Origin of the sequence: Bacillus pseudomycoides DSM 12442, assembly GCF_000161455.1 — a bacterium.
Lineage (GTDB): Bacteria > Bacillota > Bacilli > Bacillales > Bacillaceae_G > Bacillus_A > Bacillus_A pseudomycoides.
In genome coordinates this window covers 1,110,808-1,130,571 of sequence record NZ_CM000745.1, presented here as the reverse complement: position 1 = coordinate 1,130,571, position 19,764 = coordinate 1,110,808, and the positions used below count along the sequence as shown (strand labels likewise).

Below are 19,764 nucleotides of genomic sequence, written 5' to 3'. Positions count from 1 at the left end.
GAATGTTTTCACATTAAAAACTACAATTTGTGAAATACTTCACATTAATTCCAGTAATAATTTTAACAACACCTTTGGTTTACGTCAATCATTCTTGATATTTTCATGTCAGTTGGGGAATCAACTGACCGTAAAAGCCAATTCGCTCAACTAATAATTAGTGGGAGATGAAGAATCCCCCACTAATTTGCAAGGTCTTAATGGCTTGAAACTTGCTCATATAATATAGAGGCCCCTTAACAGGCAGCCTCTTCTTCTTATTTCACTGCAGCAATCAGTTCACAAATTTCCTCTTCTTTTTCTGTTTCTAAAAGCTCAATTACCTTACTTCCCACAACCACTCCATCACATAACGTAATCATTTCCTCAATTTGCTCAGTCGTTGAGATTCCAAATCCAGCAACTACTGGAAGATGTACATGTGCTTTTACCTTTTCTAAGTAGCTATGAATTTCTTGCTTAAAGTCACGTCTAACCCCAGTGACCCCCGCTACCGTTACCGCATAAACAAACCCTTGTGACTCCCTCGTAATCTTTTCAATTCGTTCGATTGGACTCGTTACTGTTACAAGCGGAATAAGTGCGATATGCGCATCACGAAGGAGCGATGCGATAATATCTTGTTCTTCATATGGCAAGTCTGGAACAATAATTCCATCTACACCAGCTTCAAGACAACTTCCGATAAAACGTTCTTTACCAAATGCTAAAATAGGATTCAAGTATGTCATAAGTACGAATGGAATATTTACTTCTTGTCTGACTTCCGCTAGTGCCTGAAAGATTCCTCCGAGCGTTGTTCCACTGTCTAATGCTCGTTTTCCTGCTCTTTGAATTGTAGGTCCATCTGCAACTGGATCAGAAAAAGGAATACCAATTTCAACAATGCTCGCTCCTGCTTCATCTAGAAAATGAATTTGCTCTTTTAACTTCTCTAGACCTCCATCTCCTCCCATTACATAAGGAATAAATGCTTTTTTTCCATTTTGAAACGCTGCTGTAATTCTTTCTACTCCCATCGTTTACACCTCTTCCATATAACGTTTTATACTTTCAACATCTTTATCACCGCGGCCCGATAAACAAATGACAAGTCCTTCATCTTGCTTCATTGTAGGCGCAAGTTTTAATGCATACGCCACTGCGTGTGAACTTTCTAATGCCGGGATAATTCCTTCTTTTTTCGTTAGTAACTGGAATGCAGCTAGCGCTTCGTCATCTGTAATTGAGTTGTAAGAGACACGGCCAATATCTTTTAGCAGACTATGTTCTGGCCCAACTCCTGGATAGTCTAGCCCTGCTGAAATAGAGTGCGCTTCCTGAATTTGTCCTTCTTCATTTTGAAGGAGATACATCATCGAACCATGAAGAACGCCAACGCTTCCTTTTGTTAATGTTGCTGCGTGCTTCTCTGTATGAATCCCTTTTCCTGCTGCTTCTACGCCGTAAAGAGCAACTTCTTTATCATGTACAAACGGATAAAACATTCCCATTGCATTACTTCCACCGCCGATGCAAGCAACAACTGCTTCTGGTAATTTCCCTTCTAGCGCTTCATATTGTCTCTTCGTTTCTTTCCCGATTACACTTTGGAAATCACGTACAATTTGCGGGAATGGATGCGGTCCAAGAACAGATCCCATAATATAGTGCGTATCGTGCACATGTGCAACCCAGTAACGAAGCGCCTCGTTTACTGCATCTTTTAATGTTCCACTACCTGCTGCGACACTTTCCACTTTCGCTCCTAATAGTTCCATTCTGAAGACGTTTAACTTTTGTCGTTTTACATCTTCTTCTCCCATGAAAATGACGCACTCTAAACCGAGTAAGGCGCATACCGTCGCCGTTGCAACCCCGTGCTGTCCAGCTCCTGTTTCAGCTACAACCTTTTTCTTACCCATTCGTACTGCAAGAAGCGCTTGCCCAATTGTATTGTTAATTTTGTGTGCTCCGGTATGATTTAAATCTTCACGCTTTAAATAAATCTTCGCCCCTCCGCAATACTTTGTCAGATTCTCCGTAAAATAAAGCGGTGTTTCTCTTCCGACGTACGTTTGTAAATAATGCTCTAATTCTTGTTGAAATGCTTCATCTTGCATCGCTTCTTTATACGCTTCTTCTAATTCTAAAACAGATTGCATAAGTGTTTCTGGAACGTAACGTCCTCCGTATATACCGTAGTGACCTTTTTCATCTGGATATGCATATTGCATGTTTAACACTCCTTCGCTTTTCTAATAAATTGTTTTATTTTTTCGCTATCTTTCTTTCCATCCGTTTCTACTCCGCTGCTGACATCTACCATATATGGCTTAACAGTTTCAATTGCTTCTTTAATGTTTTCAATGTGTAATCCACCAGCTAAAATACACTTTTTACGAATTTCATTTGGCATATCATCTAGCAACTTCCATGAAAATATTTTCCCATTTCCACCATGAAACTTTTCTTTCGGGCTATCAAATAAGAGAAAATCAGCTTCATAGTCTGGTGATTGCTCTATATCTTCGCTCGAATGTACACCAACTGCTTTTATAGACGGAATATTCAATCTTCCGATATGATGATTTCCTTCATCCCCATGCAGTTGTACATGTGTTAAACCACAATCATTTACAATTTTCTGAATGACCTCTACCGATTCATTTACAAAAACACCAACTTTCATTACATCAGCTGGAAGCTCATCAATAATCTGTTTTGCTCTTTCAGGTGTAATTTCCCTTTTGCTTTTCGCAAATACAAATCCAATAGCATCTGCGCCGTATTCACACGCTTTCTTTGCTGTTTCTACATCGATAATGCCGCAAATCTTTACTTTCACGTTGTCACCTTCAGTGATTGAAAGAAGTCTCTTACAGAAGGTGCAGTCATCAGCGCTTCCCCAACAAGAATTCCTTTTGCACCTGCCTGCTTCACACGTACGATATCTTCTTCCGTATGAATACCACTCTCACTAATCCAAAGCATATTTTCTTCATTCAATCGTTTCCCTAGATTTTCTGTCGTACTCAAATCCACTTCAAATGTTTTCAAATTCCGATTGTTTATTCCAATCACATGAGGATTTAATGCTAGTGCTACCTCTAATTCTGTCTCATTGTGAACTTCTACAATTGCCTCTAATCCTACTTTTTGCACGTATGCATATAACTCTCGTAGTTTTTCTTCTGATAGTGCAGCAACGATAAGTAAAATGAGATCCGCTCCAGCTTCATATGCCCGATCAATTTGAATTGTATCGATAATAAAATCTTTACATAGAAGCGGAATATTACTATTTGCTCGTGCTGTTTCTAAATCTTGAAAAGATCCTTTAAAAAACTGTTCATCCGTTAAAACAGAAACTGCTCCGGCGCCACACTCTTCATACATTTTTACTTGCTTTGGTACATCTACATGTAAATGAATATCACCTTTAGATGGAGAAGCTCGCTTCACTTCAGCAATGACTGTGAAGTTTTGCAGTGCTTCTACAAGAGAGTGTGACTTCCGTTGTTTCTTCACCGGCGTATATGTTTTATACAACGCTTCTACCTCTTTTTTCTTCTGCTGAACAATCTTTTCTAAAATGGTTTCCATTTAATTCACCCTCTCTAATCTTTTATTACTTGCACTAATTAATAGATTCAATTTCGATAACGCTTTTCCAGAATCAATACTTTGAGCTGCAATATGAATGCCTTCTTCAATTGTCCCTGCTTTTCCATTTGCAAAAAGTGCAAGACCTGCATTGAGTAGAACCGTATCACGGTATACACTCTTTTCCCCCTCTAGTACTTGCAGTGTAATATTCGCATTTTCTTTTGCATTTCCACCTCGGATTTCTTCATTGCTCACACGAGAAAATCCATATTCTTCTGGAATAATACTCTCTTCTATAATTTTGTTATCCTTTAAAATCACTACATGATTTTCCCCTTGCAGAGATGCTTCATCTAAAAATCCGCTCCCATTTACAACAAGCGCTTGTTTTCTACCAAGCTTTTGCAATACCTCTGCTACAGGCATTAGCATATCTCGTTTGTATATGCCAACAAACTGCGTTTCTAAATCAATCGGATTTGTAAGAGGACCAATTAGATTAAAAATGGTCGGTACATTTAGCTCTTTTCTTATTTTCATAATGCGTTTAAGTGCTGGATGCATAGCTGGTGCAAACAGAAATGCGATACCAACCTTTTCTAATAAGTAGTCAATTTCTCTTGGCGTACATGCAATATTGACACCAAGTTCTTCTAATAAATCCGCACTCCCTGTTTTACTAGAAACCGCGCGATTCCCATGTTTCGCCACCTTCACACCAGCCCCGGCAAGTACGAAAGCAGATGTTGTACTAATGTTGAATGTTTGTGCACCGTCTCCGCCCGTCCCGCAATTATCCATTGCTCCTTTTATATGACTTGCAAATGGTAATGCCTTTTCCCGAAGAGCACGAACGAGGCCATATATTTCATCAGAAGTTTCACCCTTTGCCTTTAACAATGCTAAAAAAGCTGCAATTTCACTTTCTAATATATCTTCACTTAAGAGCACAAGGCCTGCTTCATACATTTCCTGTTCCGTTAAGTTCTGTCCATCTACTAATTTCCGAAGATAACTATTCATACTCGCTCCTCCTCTTTCACACTGGATAAAAATGCACGGATTAATTTTCCGCCCTCTTCAGTCGCAATTGACTCTGGATGAAACTGCAATCCGAAGAGTGGATAATAGTTATGGCGAACTGCCATGATTTCCCCATCATCCATCGCTGTTGCTAATACATCAAAACATTTTGGAATCGTATGCTTCGCCGCTACGAGTGAATGGTAGCGCATCGCAGTTAACGGTTGCGTGACATATGAAAATATCGATGTGCCATTATGCTTTACACGTGATGTTTTCCCATGTTTTATATGCTCTGCTCTTACAATTTCCCCGCCAAATGCTGAAACAATCGCTTGGTGTCCAAGGCAAATGCCAAGGATCGGAATTTGTTTGTAAAAATGTTGAATCACCTGGGTGCAAATCCCTGCATCCTCTGGTTTTCCTGGTCCTGGTGAAAGAATAATTGCTTTTGGCTTCATTTCTTCGAGTTCTTGAATCGTCACTTTATCATTTCGCAGTACAACAATCTCTTCCTCATATGCCCCTAACAATTGATACAAGTTATAAGTGAATGAATCATAGTTATCGATGAGTACAATCATTTCATTACCTCCAAAAGCGCCTTCGCTTTATTTAATGTCTCTTCATATTCAGCAATTGGATCTGAATCATAGACAATACCTGCTCCCGCCTGCACATATGCTGTCTGGTCTTTTACAACCATTGTGCGAATCGCAAGCGCCATATCAAGGTTTCCAGAAAAAGCTATATATCCTACTGCTCCGGCGTATACATTTCTTTTTTCCGTTTCTAATCCGTTTATAATTTTCATCGCCCTAATTTTCGGTGCCCCGGATACAGTGCCAGCCGGCAAACAGTAGGCTAGTGCATCAAAACAATCCATTTGTTTTCGCAATGTTCCGGAAACTTCAGATACAATATGCATGACATGTGAGTACTTTTCTACTTTCATATACTTATCGAGCCCAACAGAACCGACTTCGCTCACCCGCCCGATATCATTTCTTCCTAAATCTACAAGCATCATATGTTCTGCACGCTCTTTCTCATTTGCTAAGAGCTCTTTTGCTATCTCTTCATCTTCCTGCTTTGTTTTTCCGCGTGGCCTTGTTCCTGCGATTGGATTTGTCATCACTTTTTCATTTCGTACAGAAAGTAAACTTTCTGGTGAGGAACCAAGTACAACATAATCTTGGAAATCAATATAAAACATATACGGTGATGGATTTGCAATCCGAAGTTTTCGATATAATGCAAATGAATCGCCTATAAATTCACTTTGCAATCGCTGAGATAATACAACTTGAAAAATATCACCAGCTCGAATGTATTCTTTTGCCTTCTCCACCATTTCGCAAAACTTTTCTTCTGTTATAGAAGAAGTAAAGGATAGAGAAGGCTGTATTTCTTTCACTTGTTCTTCTCCATGTAAGACATCTTGTTTATATGCCTGCAATCTCTCGTGAACTTCTTCAAAAGAGTCCGTATCTTCTCCCCTGCATACATATACAAACGATAGTTTCTGACGTAAATGGTCGTATACAATAAACTCTCGGTACAGTAATACATGAACTTCCGGAATATCGACCGGATCAAACAGTTCTTCCCCAATGTCTTCATATTGCCGAATGACATCATAACCAATATATCCAACTGCTCCTCCGCAAAATGGAAATGGGCTTTCTACCTCTGATGGCGCAAGGGCTTTTTCCAATGCTTGTAATACATTTTCTTCTATCTGCTTCGTTCTACCATTTATCGTAATCTCTACCGCCGCGCCACTACTTTTGATTTCTCCGTATGGATCACATCCTAAATAAGAATAACGTCCCTTATCTTGATGAAGCTGCGAGCTTTCGAGTAAAAATTTTTTCTCACCTTTCATCTGGCGATATAAAGCAATTGGCGTTACACTATCTCCTTCTTCTTCATCAATTACCAAAAATGATTTTCCTTGTCTCTTTTGCATATTAAATTGTTCTTTCGTTATCATGTCTGTCACCTCACTATTGAAAATAAAAAAAGTCCTCTGCATATCGGAATATGCAGAGGACGATAAATTTACCGTGGTACCACCTCTTATTGGATGCAGAAGCATCCCTCTTTATTCAGGTACAAATATATACCTTATCCTTGTAACGGCGGAACCCGGGTTGCCTACTTATTTAGAATCTGTTCAGCATACCTCTCGTAAGCCCATTCCGCATATGGCACCGCACCGGGCTCCCACCTATCCCCGGCTCTCTGGAACGTCTCCAATATACGTACTCTTCTTACTTAAACGATTTAGTTTATTCAGTTCATTTATTTTTATACACAAAAAGGGAGTACTCATCCTATAGAAAGGACGGGTACTCCCGTGGTGCCACCTTAATTCGTTACAAATGTAACGCACTTTGCCGTATCCAAAATGAATACGTGTCTCTTGTATCGATGAGATCATGTCGCCAAAGCCTACTTCTTTCGGTTCGGTTTGGAAGCTCCGAAGGCCATTCCATATTAATTCCATACTGATTCGCACCAACCATCAGCTCTCTGACATGTTCATAATACGTACTCTTCTTCATCAACGCTTGCATTTTTTAAGTTGAAATCATTATATGCCGTTCCTTTTTCATAAGTCAATACTTTTTAAAAATTTTTATTTATTTCTCAGCTCAATATTATATTGACAAAACAACCTATTTCTATGTAAATATAATAAATACCCTATTAAAATTAAGGTTTTTTGTCAGAAAATTATATATTCGAAAAATGAACCAATGTCAAAAAACGCTTACATTTCAGAAAATTCGTATTTGTATATGGATTTTCTGAAATAATCATGATAGATTATAATTATGCAAAGTTCATCAAAAGACATTACAAAAGGAAGGGGAACTACATGAGTACGCAGATGTTAATTTTAATTTCTATCTCTATCTACATGCTCGGGATGCTAGTCATTGGCTATTTTGCCTATAAACAAACATCCAACTTAACAGATTATATGCTTGGCGGGCGTACACTAGGCCCCGCAGTAACAGCATTAAGTGCGGGAGCAGCTGATATGAGCGGCTGGCTGTTAATGGGATTACCCGGTGCAATGTTTAGCGTTGGATTAAGTAGTAGCTGGATTGCGATTGGCCTAACACTTGGCGCATACGCAAACTGGATCTATGTCGCTCCTCGCTTACGTACCTACTCAGAAATTGCAAACAATTCTATTACTATTCCAGAATTTTTAGAGCATCGTTTCCATGATGCATCTCATATGCTACGTCTTGTTTCTGGACTTGTTATTATGATCTTTTTCACATTTTATGTAGCTTCAGGATTCGTCTCAGGTGCTGTATTATTCGAAAATTCATTTGGCTTAAATTATCATGTTGGACTACTTATTGTTGGAAGCGTTGTTGTAGCTTACACATTATTTGGTGGCTTCTTAGCTGTAAGTTGGACAGACTTCGTTCAAGGAATCATCATGGTAGTTGCTCTTATCCTTGTTCCGGTCGTAACAATTATGAATGTAAACGGCATTGGACCAGCATTTGATACAATTAAATCTATTGACCCAGCGCTATTAGATATTTTTAAAGGAACATCCGTATTAGGTATTATTTCATTATTCGCCTGGGGTCTTGGTTATGCTGGACAACCTCATATTATCGTGCGCTTTATGGCCATCTCTTCTGTCAAAGAAATCAAAAGCGCACGCCGAATCGGTATGAGCTGGATGATTTTCTCTGTAGTAGGAGCTATGTTTACTGGTCTTATCGGTATCGCTTACTATTCAAAAGCGGGATTAAAGCTCTCTGACCCAGAAACAATTTTCGTTGAACTAGGTAACATTTTATTCCATCCATTAATTACTGGATTTTTATTAGCAGCTATTTTAGCGGCTATTATGAGTACAATCTCTTCTCAGCTTCTTGTTACATCAAGTGCAGTAACGGAAGATATATATCGAACATTCTTTAAACGTTCTGCATCTGATCGTGAGCTTGTATTTGTTGGTCGTATGGCCGTTCTTGTTATCGCACTTATTGGTTGTGGATTAGCATTTAAACAAAACGACACAATCCTAGCGCTTGTTGGCTATGCTTGGGCTGGATTTGGTTCTTCATTTGGTCCTGTCGTTTTACTAAGCTTATACTGGAAACGTATGACAAAATGGGGCGCGTTAGCTGGAATGATCGCTGGTGCTGCAACTGTTATCACGTGGACACAATTTAAGTTTTTAAAAGATTTCCTATATGAAATGATTCCAGGTTTCACAGCAAGCTTACTAGCAATTGTTATCGTTAGTTTACTAACAAAGCCTTCAAAAGAAGTCGAAAAGCAGTTCGAGGAATTTGAGAAAACTGCATAATATTTTTTAAAAAAGGAACCTCCGCTTTCATCATAAAAGCGGAGGTTCCTTTTTTTATTCATTGTTCGACAATTCTCTCCTTGAAATTAACAATTTCTTTATATTTCGTTAAATCTACCATAACACTACTTCGTTATAGTATGAGTATCAACACTTATACAGAAAGGAGACTTTAGAATAATGGCATCACTACAACACCAAAATTCAAAAAAGCTATCACTTATTACAAATTCTTCTTGTCCAAACATACAGTCAAAACCTCAAATTTCACTCGCTCCTTCTGTTGTATCTGTAATTGGTGTGCATATACAAAAAAACAAATTAAAAATAAAAGTAGAACAAAGCGCAGAATTATCAGCTTTCGTTCTCCCAGTTCAAGCAACAAATCAAGGGCTTATATGGACAAATATGAATCCTGACGTCATAACAGTCCATGCAGATGATGACAAAGCAATCATAACTGGAAGAAACCCTGGACGAGCTGTCATAATTGTAACAACTGCTGAAGGGAAATTTCGAGATTTATGTGTTGTTCATGTTCAGCCTTATATGACAAATCCGAATTGAACTCGCCCCCACTTTATTAAAGTGGGGGCGTTCAATTTTATTTAGTCTTGTGATTTAAAATAATCATGTGCCTTCTCTGCTAACATTTTACGTTCCTCTGGCTTTTGGAGATACTCTAGAACTGTCTCCGCAATCTTTTCATGGGGGACAAAAACAATTCCCGGCCACTCTACTTCATCTTCAGGGCTACTAGATTCAGAAATAATAAATTTATGATTCGCGACAGCGTGAGAAACTCTCGGTGTTTCAAGAATACCAGTTAAGTAGTAGTGTATGTTTAAAATAATTTTGGATCTTACTATAAGTTCATTTCTAAGAATTCCCCATACATTGCTTTTAAAAATAATATTTAAATCTGGTGCAAGCTTTTTTAACTGATCAAAAACTGCTTGACGGCGTCCATTCATAGCACCGATAAACAATACATCAATATCTTCAGAGATAGGCTTTATAAAAGTATCTGTTTTAATTTTTAAAGTAGGAGCATACTTCATTTTGACACGTTTCACTTCTTTTCCTAATTCTTTCTTTTTCAACCAAGCAATATTTTGAGGACTGTAATCCCACACTATCCTGTTTTTTAATATATTACGATAAATAATATTATCATACGGACACCCATCATATAGCTGCTCTAAATTATAAATAATCACATCTTCTGGAATCTTAACAGGAGTATGGACATATGAATGTGCACCAAAAACTATTGTATTATTCGCGTTTGTTAATAATGTTTCTGATATAATTGCCGTTTTCCCCTGCTGTTCTAACTTCCACTTTAAAGCTCTAGCAACATCTATAAAACTTCCATATGTATATGGCCATATGTAAAGACAATAGTCATAATAACTGTTGAAATACGCTTCAAATGCTTCCACATTATTTTGGTAAAGAACTACTTCAGGATGCTCAGCCAGAAGTTTATCGGCATATTTTTTCCCAACCTTATACAATCCCGCATAGTACGCTGATATACATTTTTTCAGCTCAACAGCCTCTCTTTGACTCGGTGACAACTCCATTTCAAGAAGAATACCTGCAAGCAAAAAGGCTTTCAAATGATCTCGATCATAATAATATTCTAATGCAGGTAATAGTTCATTGGGTGTATTACCATGTACTGAAGCTCCTAGTTCAACAGCCCATCTAATTAATTCCATTTTCTTTCCGCTCTCCCTTCTGAGAACAAATTACATAAATTTCACATAAAAGACAAATATGATTCCTTTTACTATTTATGAAAATTCCGTTTTAGTTATTCGACTTTTCATACAATTAATATAAGTATCAACTTCACATCCCATATAGCCAGTAAATATTAAGTTTTAATATCAAAATATAAAGTGAAACTTTAATCAGTGGGAAGTCTTCATCCCCCGCCTCTCTTCCTCGTTTTCCCCTGTATCTTGAGGGAATAAAAATAAGAGTGGCCCTTGAGACCACTCTTATCAATCGTTCATTATATGATTTTCTACTTCAATTTGCGGATGAATGCTTTTTAGCAAAGAAACAAATTTCCACTTATCTTTCGGTGAGACAAGGGCTGTTTCAAATTGAGAACCATAAAGTATTTCAAGTCTATCAAAAGACAGTGCCGGAGCTGCTAGGATTTCTCCTAGCAGCTTACTAACTATCTATAAATACACTACAGCTCTTGCGTAACTGCTGCGCTGTGTGCTGGTTCTTTCTGCACGCGCTTTTGCTGCTGCAACAAGAAAATAAATACACCGAACAATACGAGAATACTTCCGATAATTTGCATCATATTTAACTTCTCACCAAGCAAGAAAAACGCAAGTACCGATGCTCCAACAGGCTCTCCTAAAATACTCATTGAAATCGTTGTGGCATTCACATAATTTAATAGCCAGTTATTAATCATATGTGAAGCGGTTGGTACAATCGCAAGCAAACTGAAAATCCACCAGTCCCACGTAGAATATCCTGTAAACGGCACACTCATGATTACGTTATAAATAGCGATAAATATTCCCGCAAATACAAACACGGTAAAGCTATAAATCCAGTGTGAAACTTTTTTTACCGTTGTTTGCCCAATGAATAAATAACCAACAACTGCAATTACACTTAAAAAGGATAAAATATCCCCGAATATCGCTGCTCTGCTTAACCCTAAATCTCCCCATCCAATGCACATTACACCAAGGATAGCAATCCCCATTGTGGCAATGGCTGAATACGTCGTTCTTTCTTTAAACAGAAAAAAACCTCCAACTAATGATACGATTGGCTGAAGCGCTAAAATGATAGTCGAACTAGCAACAGTTGTAAACTTTAAAGATGCAAACCATAAAAGGAAATGCAGTGCTAAAAAGAATCCTGATCCTATTAAAAAACACCAATCTCGCGTTTGAATTCTGCGAAATTCTTCGCGTTTTTTCCAAACAATCGGAAGCATAAAGATTACAATAATCCATAATCGATACATGCTTAAAATTGAAAATGGTGCTGAGGACATCTTAACGAAAACAGCTGCAAATGAAATAGCTATAATGGAAACTGCTAATGGTAGTGCAATTGATTTTTCTTGTTTCAAAGTTGCTTTACCCCTCTCTCTTTAAAAATCCCCACTTCATTATATATAAACCCAATTTAATCTTTCAACATATAAATCATTGCTACGAAAAACAGAAGGTGACCTGCACTCACTTCCTCTCTTTATTTTCCCTTCGCATGGGGCAGGAAAAGGATTTGACCGCTTCTATCCATGGCGGATTCTCTCTTCCACCTAAAGATTAGGTTTTATATCGATTTTTCTTTTATTATATAAATACTAATTTTTTAGATTCTTCTTACCATTATGGTAAAATAGAAAATGAGAAGCACAGTAGTAGATGCATCCTTACATCTTCACTACCTGCGCTACCCTCACAGGGCAACTACAGCATATTTTTATTTAGGGGGATCATATATGAATCAAGCAACAGGGAGAATAGAAGAACTTTCATTTTACAGTACATCACTTCAAGAAGAGATTACACTTCTCGTCTATTTACCAGCTAATTACACGCCGCTGCACAAACACACCGTTGTAATTGCACAGGACGGGAGAGATTATTTTCAGCTTGGTAAAGCGCACCGCGTAATTGAACGTCTTCGTGAAAATGAAGAAATTGACCGAACAATTATTGTCGGTATTCCATATAAAAATGTTCACGATCGTAAAGAAAAATACTTTCCAAACGATGTAAAAAATAGCGCATACATTCGTTTCCTTGCGCATGAACTCGTTCCATATATTGATGAAAATTATCCAACCTATCAAATGGGAAAAGGTCGTGTATTAATCGGTGATTCCCTTGGTGGTACAGTGTCCTTTATGACAGCACTTATGTATCCGCATACATTCGGTAAAGTCGTTATGCAATCCCCATTTGTCGATGAAACAGTACTTAGTCTTGCAAAAGATTTTACAGAACCACACGCATTGGAAATTTATCATGTAATTGGGACGGAAGAAACCGCTGTAAAAAGAACGGATGGACAAGTTTCTGATTTTGTAGAGCCAAATCGCGAGCTGCATGCATTACTTACAGAAAGAAACTTCATCACACATTACGAAGAATTTGAAGGCAATCATACGTGGAAATATTGGCAAAATGATTTACCGAAAGCATTTTCTTATATTCTATCAATGAAATAATAGGAAGCAGTGTTCAGAATTATTTGATATAATAGAAAAAGAGATTTATTTTCTCGAAATCTAACTAGACTTACAAAGGGAGGAATATAAAGATGAAACTAGGCATTGTAATTTTTCCATCAAAAATGATTCAAGATAAAGCAAACGGATTGCGTAAGCGTTACGATCCGCATTATGCATTGGTTCCACCACATATCACATTAAAAACACCCTTTGAGGCACCAGATGAACAATTAGAAGCGATTGTACAAGAACTACATGCAATTGCAAACAAAACAAATCCGTTTACCCTTCATGTTGGAAAGGTAAGCTCATTTGCACCTGTTAATAATGTTATTTATTTCAAAGTAGATAAAACACCTGAACTCACATTCTTAAACGAAGAAATGCATAAAGGATTCTTCACGCAAGAACGCGAGTACGCTTTTGTACCACACTTAACAATTGGACAACACTTATCAGATGCAGAGCATGCTGATGTACTAGGCCGCTTACGTATGAAAGACTTTTATTACGAGCAACCAATCGACCGTTTCCACCTTCTATATCAATTAGAAAATGAAACATGGACAGTATATGAAACATTCCATATTGGAAAGGGGAACAACTAATTTGCAAGCACAAATCGTACAAACAGACGAACAGCTAAGAGACGCATTCTCTGTACGTAAACAAGTCTTTGTTGAAGAACAACATGTGTCTGCTGAAGAAGAATACGATGAATTTGAAGAAACTTCTAAACACATCGTTATATATGATGAGGATATTCCAGTTGGGGCAGGTCGCTTTCGCATTGTTGATAGCATCGGGAAAATGGAACGGATATGCGTTCTCGCTTCCCATCGCAAAAAAGGAATCGGAAAAATCATTATGGACGCGCTCGAAGCATATGCGAAGGAAGAGTCGCTACCAAAATTGAAACTCCATGCCCAAACACAGGCTGAATCCTTTTATAAGAAACTCGGATATCAAACCGTTTCTGATGTATTTATGGAAGCCGATATCCCGCATGTTGTTATGATAAAAGAATTATGATTTTCTAAACAGGAGGTAACCCCCTCCTGTTTTTTACATTGCTATTTTCTTTTTCTTCCGCTAAAGTTAAAAGTTGATGCTATAGTTTTGAAGGTGAATATATGACTCAAGAAAAATTTTCACAAAAATCATTAACACACGCTGACGTTCCGCAAGCAACATATCATATTCCAAAAACCTCTTCCCATTTAATTATGGAAAAGGATGCGGATGCTGCTTATTTCCGTGCTTTGGAACAGCAAGGCGTCTATTTAAATGAAAAACAATTAGAAGCAGTCAGAACGACAGAAGGTCCCGTTCTTACATTAGCTGGAGCTGGGAGCGGGAAAACATCTGTTTTAACAACTCGCGTTGGCTATTTAATTAATGTAAAAAATGTTCATCCACGCAACATTTTACTGCTTACGTTTACACAAAAAGCTGCTGAAGAAATTCGAAGCCGTGTAGCAAACTTACCTGGTATGAACCATGCTGCAAGCCGCTATGTTGTCGCAGGTACATTCCATTCCGTCTTTTTAAAATTACTTCGCAGTCAAGGATACAACCAGCAGATCTTAGCAAATGAAAAACATAAACAAATTATGATAAAAAAAATCTTAAAAGAATTGCGCTTAAAAGACGATTATGACGCTGAAACGATGCTCGCAATGATTTCACTCGAAAAAAACAAATTAAATCGTCCAAAAAATGTCCAAGCAAAAACACCCGTTGAACAAGAATTTCGTGAAGTGTATGAACGTTATGAAGATGTAAAACAAAGATATGGATATATAGACTTTGACGATATCTTACTAGAAACATTCTATATGCTTGAAAATAACGCACCTTTATTAACACAATTACAAAATAGATTCCATTACATTGAAGTCGATGAATTTCAAGATACGTCGTATGCGCAATATGAGATTGTAAAACTGTTAGCTTCACCGCGAAATAATTTATTTATCGCGGGAGATGACGATCAAGCTATATATGGCTGGCGCGGTGCAAGCCATCAAATTATCTTATCCTTTCCAAAAGAATTTGATGATACAACCATTATTGCGTTAAATACAAATTATCGTTCTAATCCTTTTATAGTGGGGCTTGGAAACGAAGTAATTAAACTCAATCAAGAACGCTTTAAAAAAGAATTATATTCCGTTCATGAAGAAGGTATACAGCCATTTTACGCACGTCCTGCAACTACTCTTGATGAGGCAAATCAAATCCTGCAACTCATTCAAGATAAAGTAGCGAGCGGCGAACGAGAATACAAAGACTTTTGTTTATTGTATCGTACGCACTCTGTCAGTCGTTCTTTACTCGACCAACTAACGATTCATAAAGTTCCGTTTATCAAACACGGTGCAAGCCAATCGTTCTATGAGCATTCTTTAATTAAGCCCGTACTCGATCAGCTACGTCTCGCATATGAACCGTTTCGAATCGAATCGCTCTCAAGCATATTGCCGACGATGTATATCGGCCGTGATGAATGCATTTCATTTATTGAACGTGAACAGTGGAAATACGGCGAAGGAAGATTCCCTTCCCTCCTGCATTTTCTATTGCTGAACCCGAGTTTAAAACCATTCCAAGTCAAAAAAATAAACGACCGAATTGACTTCATTAAATTCATTAAAGAATTAGAACCAAAGAAAGCACTAAAAGAAATTATTAAAGGTAAAGGGAAATACTTAGAGTACTTACAAAGTAATGACCGTTCTTCCTTTACGATGCATAAAGACATCCAAGAAGAAATGCTTGAGGAACTTATGGAATCAGCAACTCGTTTTACTGATATTCCTGCTTACTTAGAATTTATTAGTGCAGCTATTCAAAGCCAAAAAGAAATGGAAGCATTAAAAACAATGCAACAAAAAGATGCCGTATCTCTTATGTCCATTCACAATGCAAAAGGACTGGAATTCCCGTGTGTCTTTTTACTCGGAGCAAGCGATGGCATACTGCCTCATTCGTCTTCTTTAAAAGATGCAAATGACCGCGTAACTGACACATCTGAAGCGTTAGAAGAAGAGAGACGGCTCATGTACGTCGCCATCACGCGCGCAAAAGAAGAACTTTACATTTCCTCCCCGCAATTTTTTAGAGGAAAAAAATTAGATGTATCGAGATTTTTATATATTGCCCGGAAAGACTTACCAAAAAATCCAACACCTTAACATGTGGTGCTGGATTTTTTCATATCTTTCTCAAGTAATATCTGCTTATTGTCCAACACAATTTATAAAAATCTCCTAGACCTCACCTTTGTCCCCCGTAATATCAACTCTTCTCGACTCATATTCTAATAGTAAAAACTTGAGGATAGGGAAGTGAACAATATGACCTGTAATTCTAGCGACGAGCATGATACATACTTTGATGAAAGTTGTGTATGTAATATCGTCAAATTCATATATGAATTACAAGAATGTGCATCCACTGCTTATTTATCACAATATAATGCTCCATTCCTCCGTCCGCAATATACAGCAAAAGCAGCAAACACACGTCCATTTATTTTATTCACAAAATCAGGAGACCCATTTGAAGCATATGTTCCTTCTGCAAATAAAAATTGCCACTCTCCTATTTTCCGTGTAGAAAGTGTAGATGAAAATTGCTGCGCTGTACTTCGGGCATTAATCGTTATTATAGGTAAAGAACCTGACAAGAGCCCAAATTCCGTCTGTACTTACTTAACGATCCCGCATGCTAAATTACGTGCAACCTCTTCTTGTGTCACGGTTGATTTGCATTGCTTTTGTGGTATTCAATGTTTACGTGATGCATTTGTTACAAACTGCTGAATATATAACAGCATAGTATAACCTTTTAACATATAATTTTTCTTGTCCATTAACTTCCCGATTCTTCACCATAGTATCTCAATATGTCCGCAAAATTAACCCTTCGCTATATGCCCTGCTTTAAAGGTATATAACTCTCCGATGCAATATAGCTTCATTGTCTTATTACAAAAATTCCTTTTCATATATTTTCATACAAAACAAAAACACTCACGATAACATGAGTGTTTTTTCAACCTTGATTTTGTTGATTAGAAATGTTCTTTTTCTTACCACAATTACAACCCTTTTTCTTTACGAAGCCTTGTTGCTGTAATTGCTGCGCTTGCTGTTGTTGCTGCGCTTGCTCTTCCTGTAACTGTTGTTGCATTTGCTGCCATTGTTGCATATCATATGGATTTGGTTGCAGGTTATCTTCCATAACAAACATCTCCTCTGCTGTGCAATTCTATCTATTCACTATATGAACAGCCTTTCCTTTCTGTTCACCTATTTTTATGTTATTAAAGTCCGATTTTCCGACTAATCATCAGTTAAAAATCCCTATTCTTCAACAAATCTCCCAATTATCGTTTCAATAATAGCTGCTGCCCCTGCGAGTGCCAACAACGCTAATACAGGTTCTGCAACTTTAGGAATCCAATGATAAAAGAGAAGTAAAAATGCACTAATCCATACACCTGTACACCAATAACAACTTAACAATTCACCAATCCATTTTTGAATTCCAGTCCCCTTCACTTTCATATATGTAGACATAGTTCCATCGTGTTCTTGAATTTGTACTTCTTCAATAAAAGGAGAGCGTATAAAGCTGGTAATTTTATCGTATACAATGAGACGCGTAAACCGAAACACAGCTAACGAAAAAATAAAGAATAAAAACCAACTATTGAAGAACATTCTTCCCATCTCCTTATTTCCATTTACCGAAACATAAAGCATATCGCAGTATCCAACAAACGGAAGATTTTACTCTCCTTTAAATGAGGACAAATAAAGGCTTATCCTTGAAAAAAAAACATCCTATGAACCGTAACCGATTTGCTCCTATTTCAATACTCTAATAGTGTAAATGAAAACTAAATATAAGGAGTGAAATTCATGAGTTGTAAAGATGAAAGACATGATCATCACCATCACCGCTCAAACTGCGTATGTGACGTGGTAAAATTTATCGATGAATTACAAGATTGTGCTTCTTCCGCTTGCCCGACAGGCTGTGACGCTCCATTTTTAGGAGCAAATCAAGGTGCTAAATTCGCAAACACTCGCCCTTTTTTGTTATATACTACAGAAGGCGAACTTTTTTCTTCAGTATTCTTCCTAGAAAATGATCCTACAACACCAAATGATGATATCTGTGCACGTTCTCCTATTTTCCGCGTAGAGAGTGTAGATGATTGCTGTGCCGTATTACGGATATTAGTTCCACCTACACTTACACGAGAAACGTCCCAAACACCTGAGGATATTGTTTGTGCGTTTTTAAAACAAACAATACCACAATTAATCTCTACAAATTTATCCATCACAGTTGATTTAAATTGTTTCTGTGCTATTCAATGTTTACGTGATGTAAATGTTCCAGGCGTATAATCGCTTGATTAGAACAATTTGTAAAACTAAAAAACTATGAGGTGGTAGGTATTACTACCACCTTTTCTATATCCCCATAATTTGAATCGATACAATCTCTTCAAACTTCACATGAAATGTTTCAAATGTTTGTGGTGAATTAATAGATACATAACCATCTTCGTAATTGGTAATAAATCCTACGTATATATCCTTCTCTGCTATGACACGGCATTTTACATTTGGAATGTAATGCGGTCTATGCATAAAAAAATATATTTTCTCTTCATTGTTCATATCTTTAAACGATTTTCTCGTCAAATCCTTAAAAAAAACTTGAGATTTCCCATCCTTTTTTTCTTCCGCTTCCTCATCTATCACTTCTGTTAATTTTTCAGCTTCTTCTAGTCCCTCTGCCACATTTGTTACTTCTGTTACTTCTTCCACTTCTTCCACTTCCGCCACTTCTTCCACTTCTTCCACTTCTTCTACTTCTTCCACTTCTTCCACTTCTTCCACTTCTGCTACTTCCGCTAACTCAATACTTTCTGCAATATCTGAGCTTACTTGTTGATCTACCTCTTCATCCGATGTAACAGTTTCTTCTTGAATCAACTGTTCTACTTCGTCTTCTTTCACAACATTTTGCATGTTCTCCTTTTGTTCAGAAACGCTGTGATTCAATTTAATAATAAACGTTTGTTGTATACTTAACTTACCTTTCTCCAAATTAGGTTCCGCCGTATAAAGAAGCGGCTGGTTTTTTATCTCCTCAGTTTGTTTTTTAGTCAAGGTTCTCCCTCCTGTCAACAACACTTCTCTTCAAAGTATATTCCCAAAAGTGAAGAACTTGCTTTTAAATTTATAAACAATACGGAATCTACATCATTTTACATAAAGATATTTTAAGCTAAGTTTTGATAAAAAAAAAGCGCCCTATTTTTAGAGCTACCCAGTACCATCATTTTCCACCTTTCATACAATATATACAAGTTAGACATTTTAAATTATTTTTATCAAAAAAATTAGGAGGAATTAATTTGAATAGGTTTAATAAACATAACTGCATACCGCTTAATTGTTTATTTCCTTTACCTGAACCCGGACCGACTGGACCGACTGGGCCTACTGGACCGACTGGACCGGCTGGGACTGGCGCT

The 19,764-nt window shown here is 37.4% G+C and carries 20 protein-coding genes, 1 pseudogene and 2 other annotated features; of the genes and pseudogenes, 8 read left to right on the top strand and 13 right to left on the bottom strand.

From position 1 onward, the window contains the following. Positions 1–257 precede the first annotated feature (257 nt). From trpA to trpE, 7 genes are read right to left on the bottom strand one after another with little or no spacing between them, the layout of a single operon-like run. A complete protein-coding gene (gene trpA / locus BPMYX0001_RS05565) occupies positions 258–1,019 on the bottom strand; it encodes a tryptophan synthase subunit alpha (RefSeq protein ID WP_006093989.1) in 762 nt (253 codons plus the stop codon). A gap of 3 nt (positions 1,020–1,022) precedes the next feature. Next, positions 1,023–2,216 (bottom strand): tryptophan synthase subunit beta, encoded by a 1,194-nt coding sequence (gene trpB / locus BPMYX0001_RS05560; protein ID WP_006093988.1) that lies wholly within the window; start codon positions 2,214–2,216, stop codon positions 1,023–1,025. Between the two features lie 2 nt (positions 2,217–2,218). After that, on the bottom strand, positions 2,219–2,827 hold the full coding sequence (locus tag BPMYX0001_RS05555) for a phosphoribosylanthranilate isomerase (protein WP_033798738.1): 609 nt from the start codon (positions 2,825–2,827) through the stop codon (positions 2,219–2,221). After that, complete coding sequence (gene trpC / locus BPMYX0001_RS05550; protein WP_006093986.1) at positions 2,824–3,585, bottom strand: indole-3-glycerol phosphate synthase TrpC; 762 nt, start codon at positions 3,583–3,585, stop codon at positions 2,824–2,826. The genes BPMYX0001_RS05555 and trpC overlap by 4 nt, the downstream gene beginning before the upstream one ends. Beyond that, entirely contained in the window at positions 3,586–4,611 is a 1,026-nt protein-coding gene (gene trpD, locus BPMYX0001_RS05545; RefSeq protein WP_033798737.1) for an anthranilate phosphoribosyltransferase, read from the bottom strand. Further along, entirely contained in the window at positions 4,608–5,195 is a 588-nt protein-coding gene (locus tag BPMYX0001_RS05540) for an aminodeoxychorismate/anthranilate synthase component II (RefSeq protein WP_018764056.1), read from the bottom strand. Before BPMYX0001_RS05540 ends, trpD begins: the two co-directional genes overlap by 4 nt. Then, the gene (gene trpE, locus BPMYX0001_RS05535) at positions 5,192–6,607 is read right to left on the bottom strand and encodes an anthranilate synthase component I (protein WP_006093983.1); all 1,416 of its coding nucleotides are present in this window, start codon (positions 6,605–6,607) and stop codon (positions 5,192–5,194) included. Before trpE ends, BPMYX0001_RS05540 begins: the two co-directional genes overlap by 4 nt. 52 nt (positions 6,608–6,659) lie before the next feature. Beyond that, positions 6,660–6,905: a binding site (T-box leader), on the bottom strand. A 49-nt stretch (positions 6,906–6,954) separates the two neighbouring features. Further along, positions 6,955–7,193 (bottom strand) — a binding site (T-box leader). A gap of 305 nt (positions 7,194–7,498) precedes the next feature. Between trpE and putP the strand changes: the two genes are divergently transcribed. Both putP and BPMYX0001_RS05525 read left to right on the top strand, forming a co-directional pair. Then, positions 7,499–8,965, top strand: coding sequence for a sodium/proline symporter PutP (gene putP, locus BPMYX0001_RS05530; protein WP_033798736.1), 1,467 nt, complete (start codon positions 7,499–7,501; stop codon positions 8,963–8,965). A gap of 177 nt (positions 8,966–9,142) precedes the next feature. Continuing rightward, positions 9,143–9,532, top strand: a complete 390-nt coding sequence (locus tag BPMYX0001_RS05525; protein ID WP_033798735.1) for an Ig-like domain-containing protein — start codon at positions 9,143–9,145, stop codon at positions 9,530–9,532. Between the two features lie 41 nt (positions 9,533–9,573). Here BPMYX0001_RS05525 and BPMYX0001_RS05520 read toward each other — a convergent pair whose 3' ends face one another. The 3 genes and pseudogenes from BPMYX0001_RS05520 to BPMYX0001_RS05510 form a co-directional block, all read right to left on the bottom strand. Beyond that, on the bottom strand, positions 9,574–10,692 hold the full coding sequence (locus BPMYX0001_RS05520) for a CgeB family protein (RefSeq protein ID WP_006093980.1): 1,119 nt from the start codon (positions 10,690–10,692) through the stop codon (positions 9,574–9,576). Between the two features lie 288 nt (positions 10,693–10,980). Then, positions 10,981–11,139 (bottom strand): annotated as a pseudogene (locus tag BPMYX0001_RS30305) (PH domain-containing protein); the annotation flags it as partial. 38 nt (positions 11,140–11,177) lie between these two features. Continuing rightward, positions 11,178–12,089, bottom strand: a complete 912-nt coding sequence (locus BPMYX0001_RS05510) for a DMT family transporter (protein WP_033798734.1) — start codon at positions 12,087–12,089, stop codon at positions 11,178–11,180. A gap of 375 nt (positions 12,090–12,464) precedes the next feature. On the opposite strand from BPMYX0001_RS05510, the gene BPMYX0001_RS05505 reads away from it, so the two are divergent. The 5 genes from BPMYX0001_RS05505 to BPMYX0001_RS05485 all read left to right on the top strand — a co-directional run bounded on the left by BPMYX0001_RS05505 (position 12,465) and on the right by BPMYX0001_RS05485 (position 17,026). Next, the gene (locus BPMYX0001_RS05505) at positions 12,465–13,196 is read left to right on the top strand and encodes an alpha/beta hydrolase (RefSeq protein ID WP_006093975.1); all 732 of its coding nucleotides are present in this window, start codon (positions 12,465–12,467) and stop codon (positions 13,194–13,196) included. Between the two features lie 92 nt (positions 13,197–13,288). Next, positions 13,289–13,807, top strand: a complete 519-nt coding sequence (locus BPMYX0001_RS05500; RefSeq protein WP_003206263.1) for a YjcG family protein — start codon at positions 13,289–13,291, stop codon at positions 13,805–13,807. A 1-nt stretch (position 13,808) separates the two neighbouring features. Beyond that, complete coding sequence (locus BPMYX0001_RS05495; RefSeq protein WP_006093974.1) at positions 13,809–14,231, top strand: GNAT family N-acetyltransferase; 423 nt, start codon at positions 13,809–13,811, stop codon at positions 14,229–14,231. A gap of 101 nt (positions 14,232–14,332) precedes the next feature. Continuing rightward, positions 14,333–16,396, top strand: coding sequence for an ATP-dependent helicase (locus BPMYX0001_RS05490; protein ID WP_006093973.1), 2,064 nt, complete (start codon positions 14,333–14,335; stop codon positions 16,394–16,396). 162 nt (positions 16,397–16,558) lie between these two features. Beyond that, positions 16,559–17,026 carry a CotY/CotZ family spore coat protein gene (locus tag BPMYX0001_RS05485; protein WP_006093972.1) on the top strand — a complete coding sequence of 156 codons (468 nt, stop codon included), beginning with the start codon at positions 16,559–16,561 and terminating at the stop codon, positions 17,024–17,026. Between the two features lie 232 nt (positions 17,027–17,258). Here BPMYX0001_RS05485 and BPMYX0001_RS05480 read toward each other — a convergent pair whose 3' ends face one another. Next, positions 17,259–17,456: a hypothetical protein gene (locus tag BPMYX0001_RS05480; RefSeq protein ID WP_003195959.1), complete on the bottom strand. Its 198-nt coding sequence runs from the start codon at positions 17,454–17,456 to the stop codon at positions 17,259–17,261. A 113-nt stretch (positions 17,457–17,569) separates the two neighbouring features. Beyond that, positions 17,570–17,929 carry a DUF1360 domain-containing protein gene (locus tag BPMYX0001_RS05475; protein ID WP_018781130.1) on the bottom strand — a complete coding sequence of 120 codons (360 nt, stop codon included), beginning with the start codon at positions 17,927–17,929 and terminating at the stop codon, positions 17,570–17,572. A 201-nt stretch (positions 17,930–18,130) separates the two neighbouring features. On the opposite strand from BPMYX0001_RS05475, the gene BPMYX0001_RS05470 reads away from it, so the two are divergent. Then, positions 18,131–18,625 carry a CotY/CotZ family spore coat protein gene (locus tag BPMYX0001_RS05470; RefSeq protein ID WP_003195957.1) on the top strand — a complete coding sequence of 165 codons (495 nt, stop codon included), beginning with the start codon at positions 18,131–18,133 and terminating at the stop codon, positions 18,623–18,625. Positions 18,626–18,691: 66 nt separating this feature from the next. Here BPMYX0001_RS05470 and BPMYX0001_RS05465 read toward each other — a convergent pair whose 3' ends face one another. Continuing rightward, positions 18,692–19,396, bottom strand: a complete 705-nt coding sequence (locus BPMYX0001_RS05465) for a CotO family spore coat protein (RefSeq protein ID WP_006093970.1) — start codon at positions 19,394–19,396, stop codon at positions 18,692–18,694. Positions 19,397–19,764: the final 368 nt, after the last annotated feature.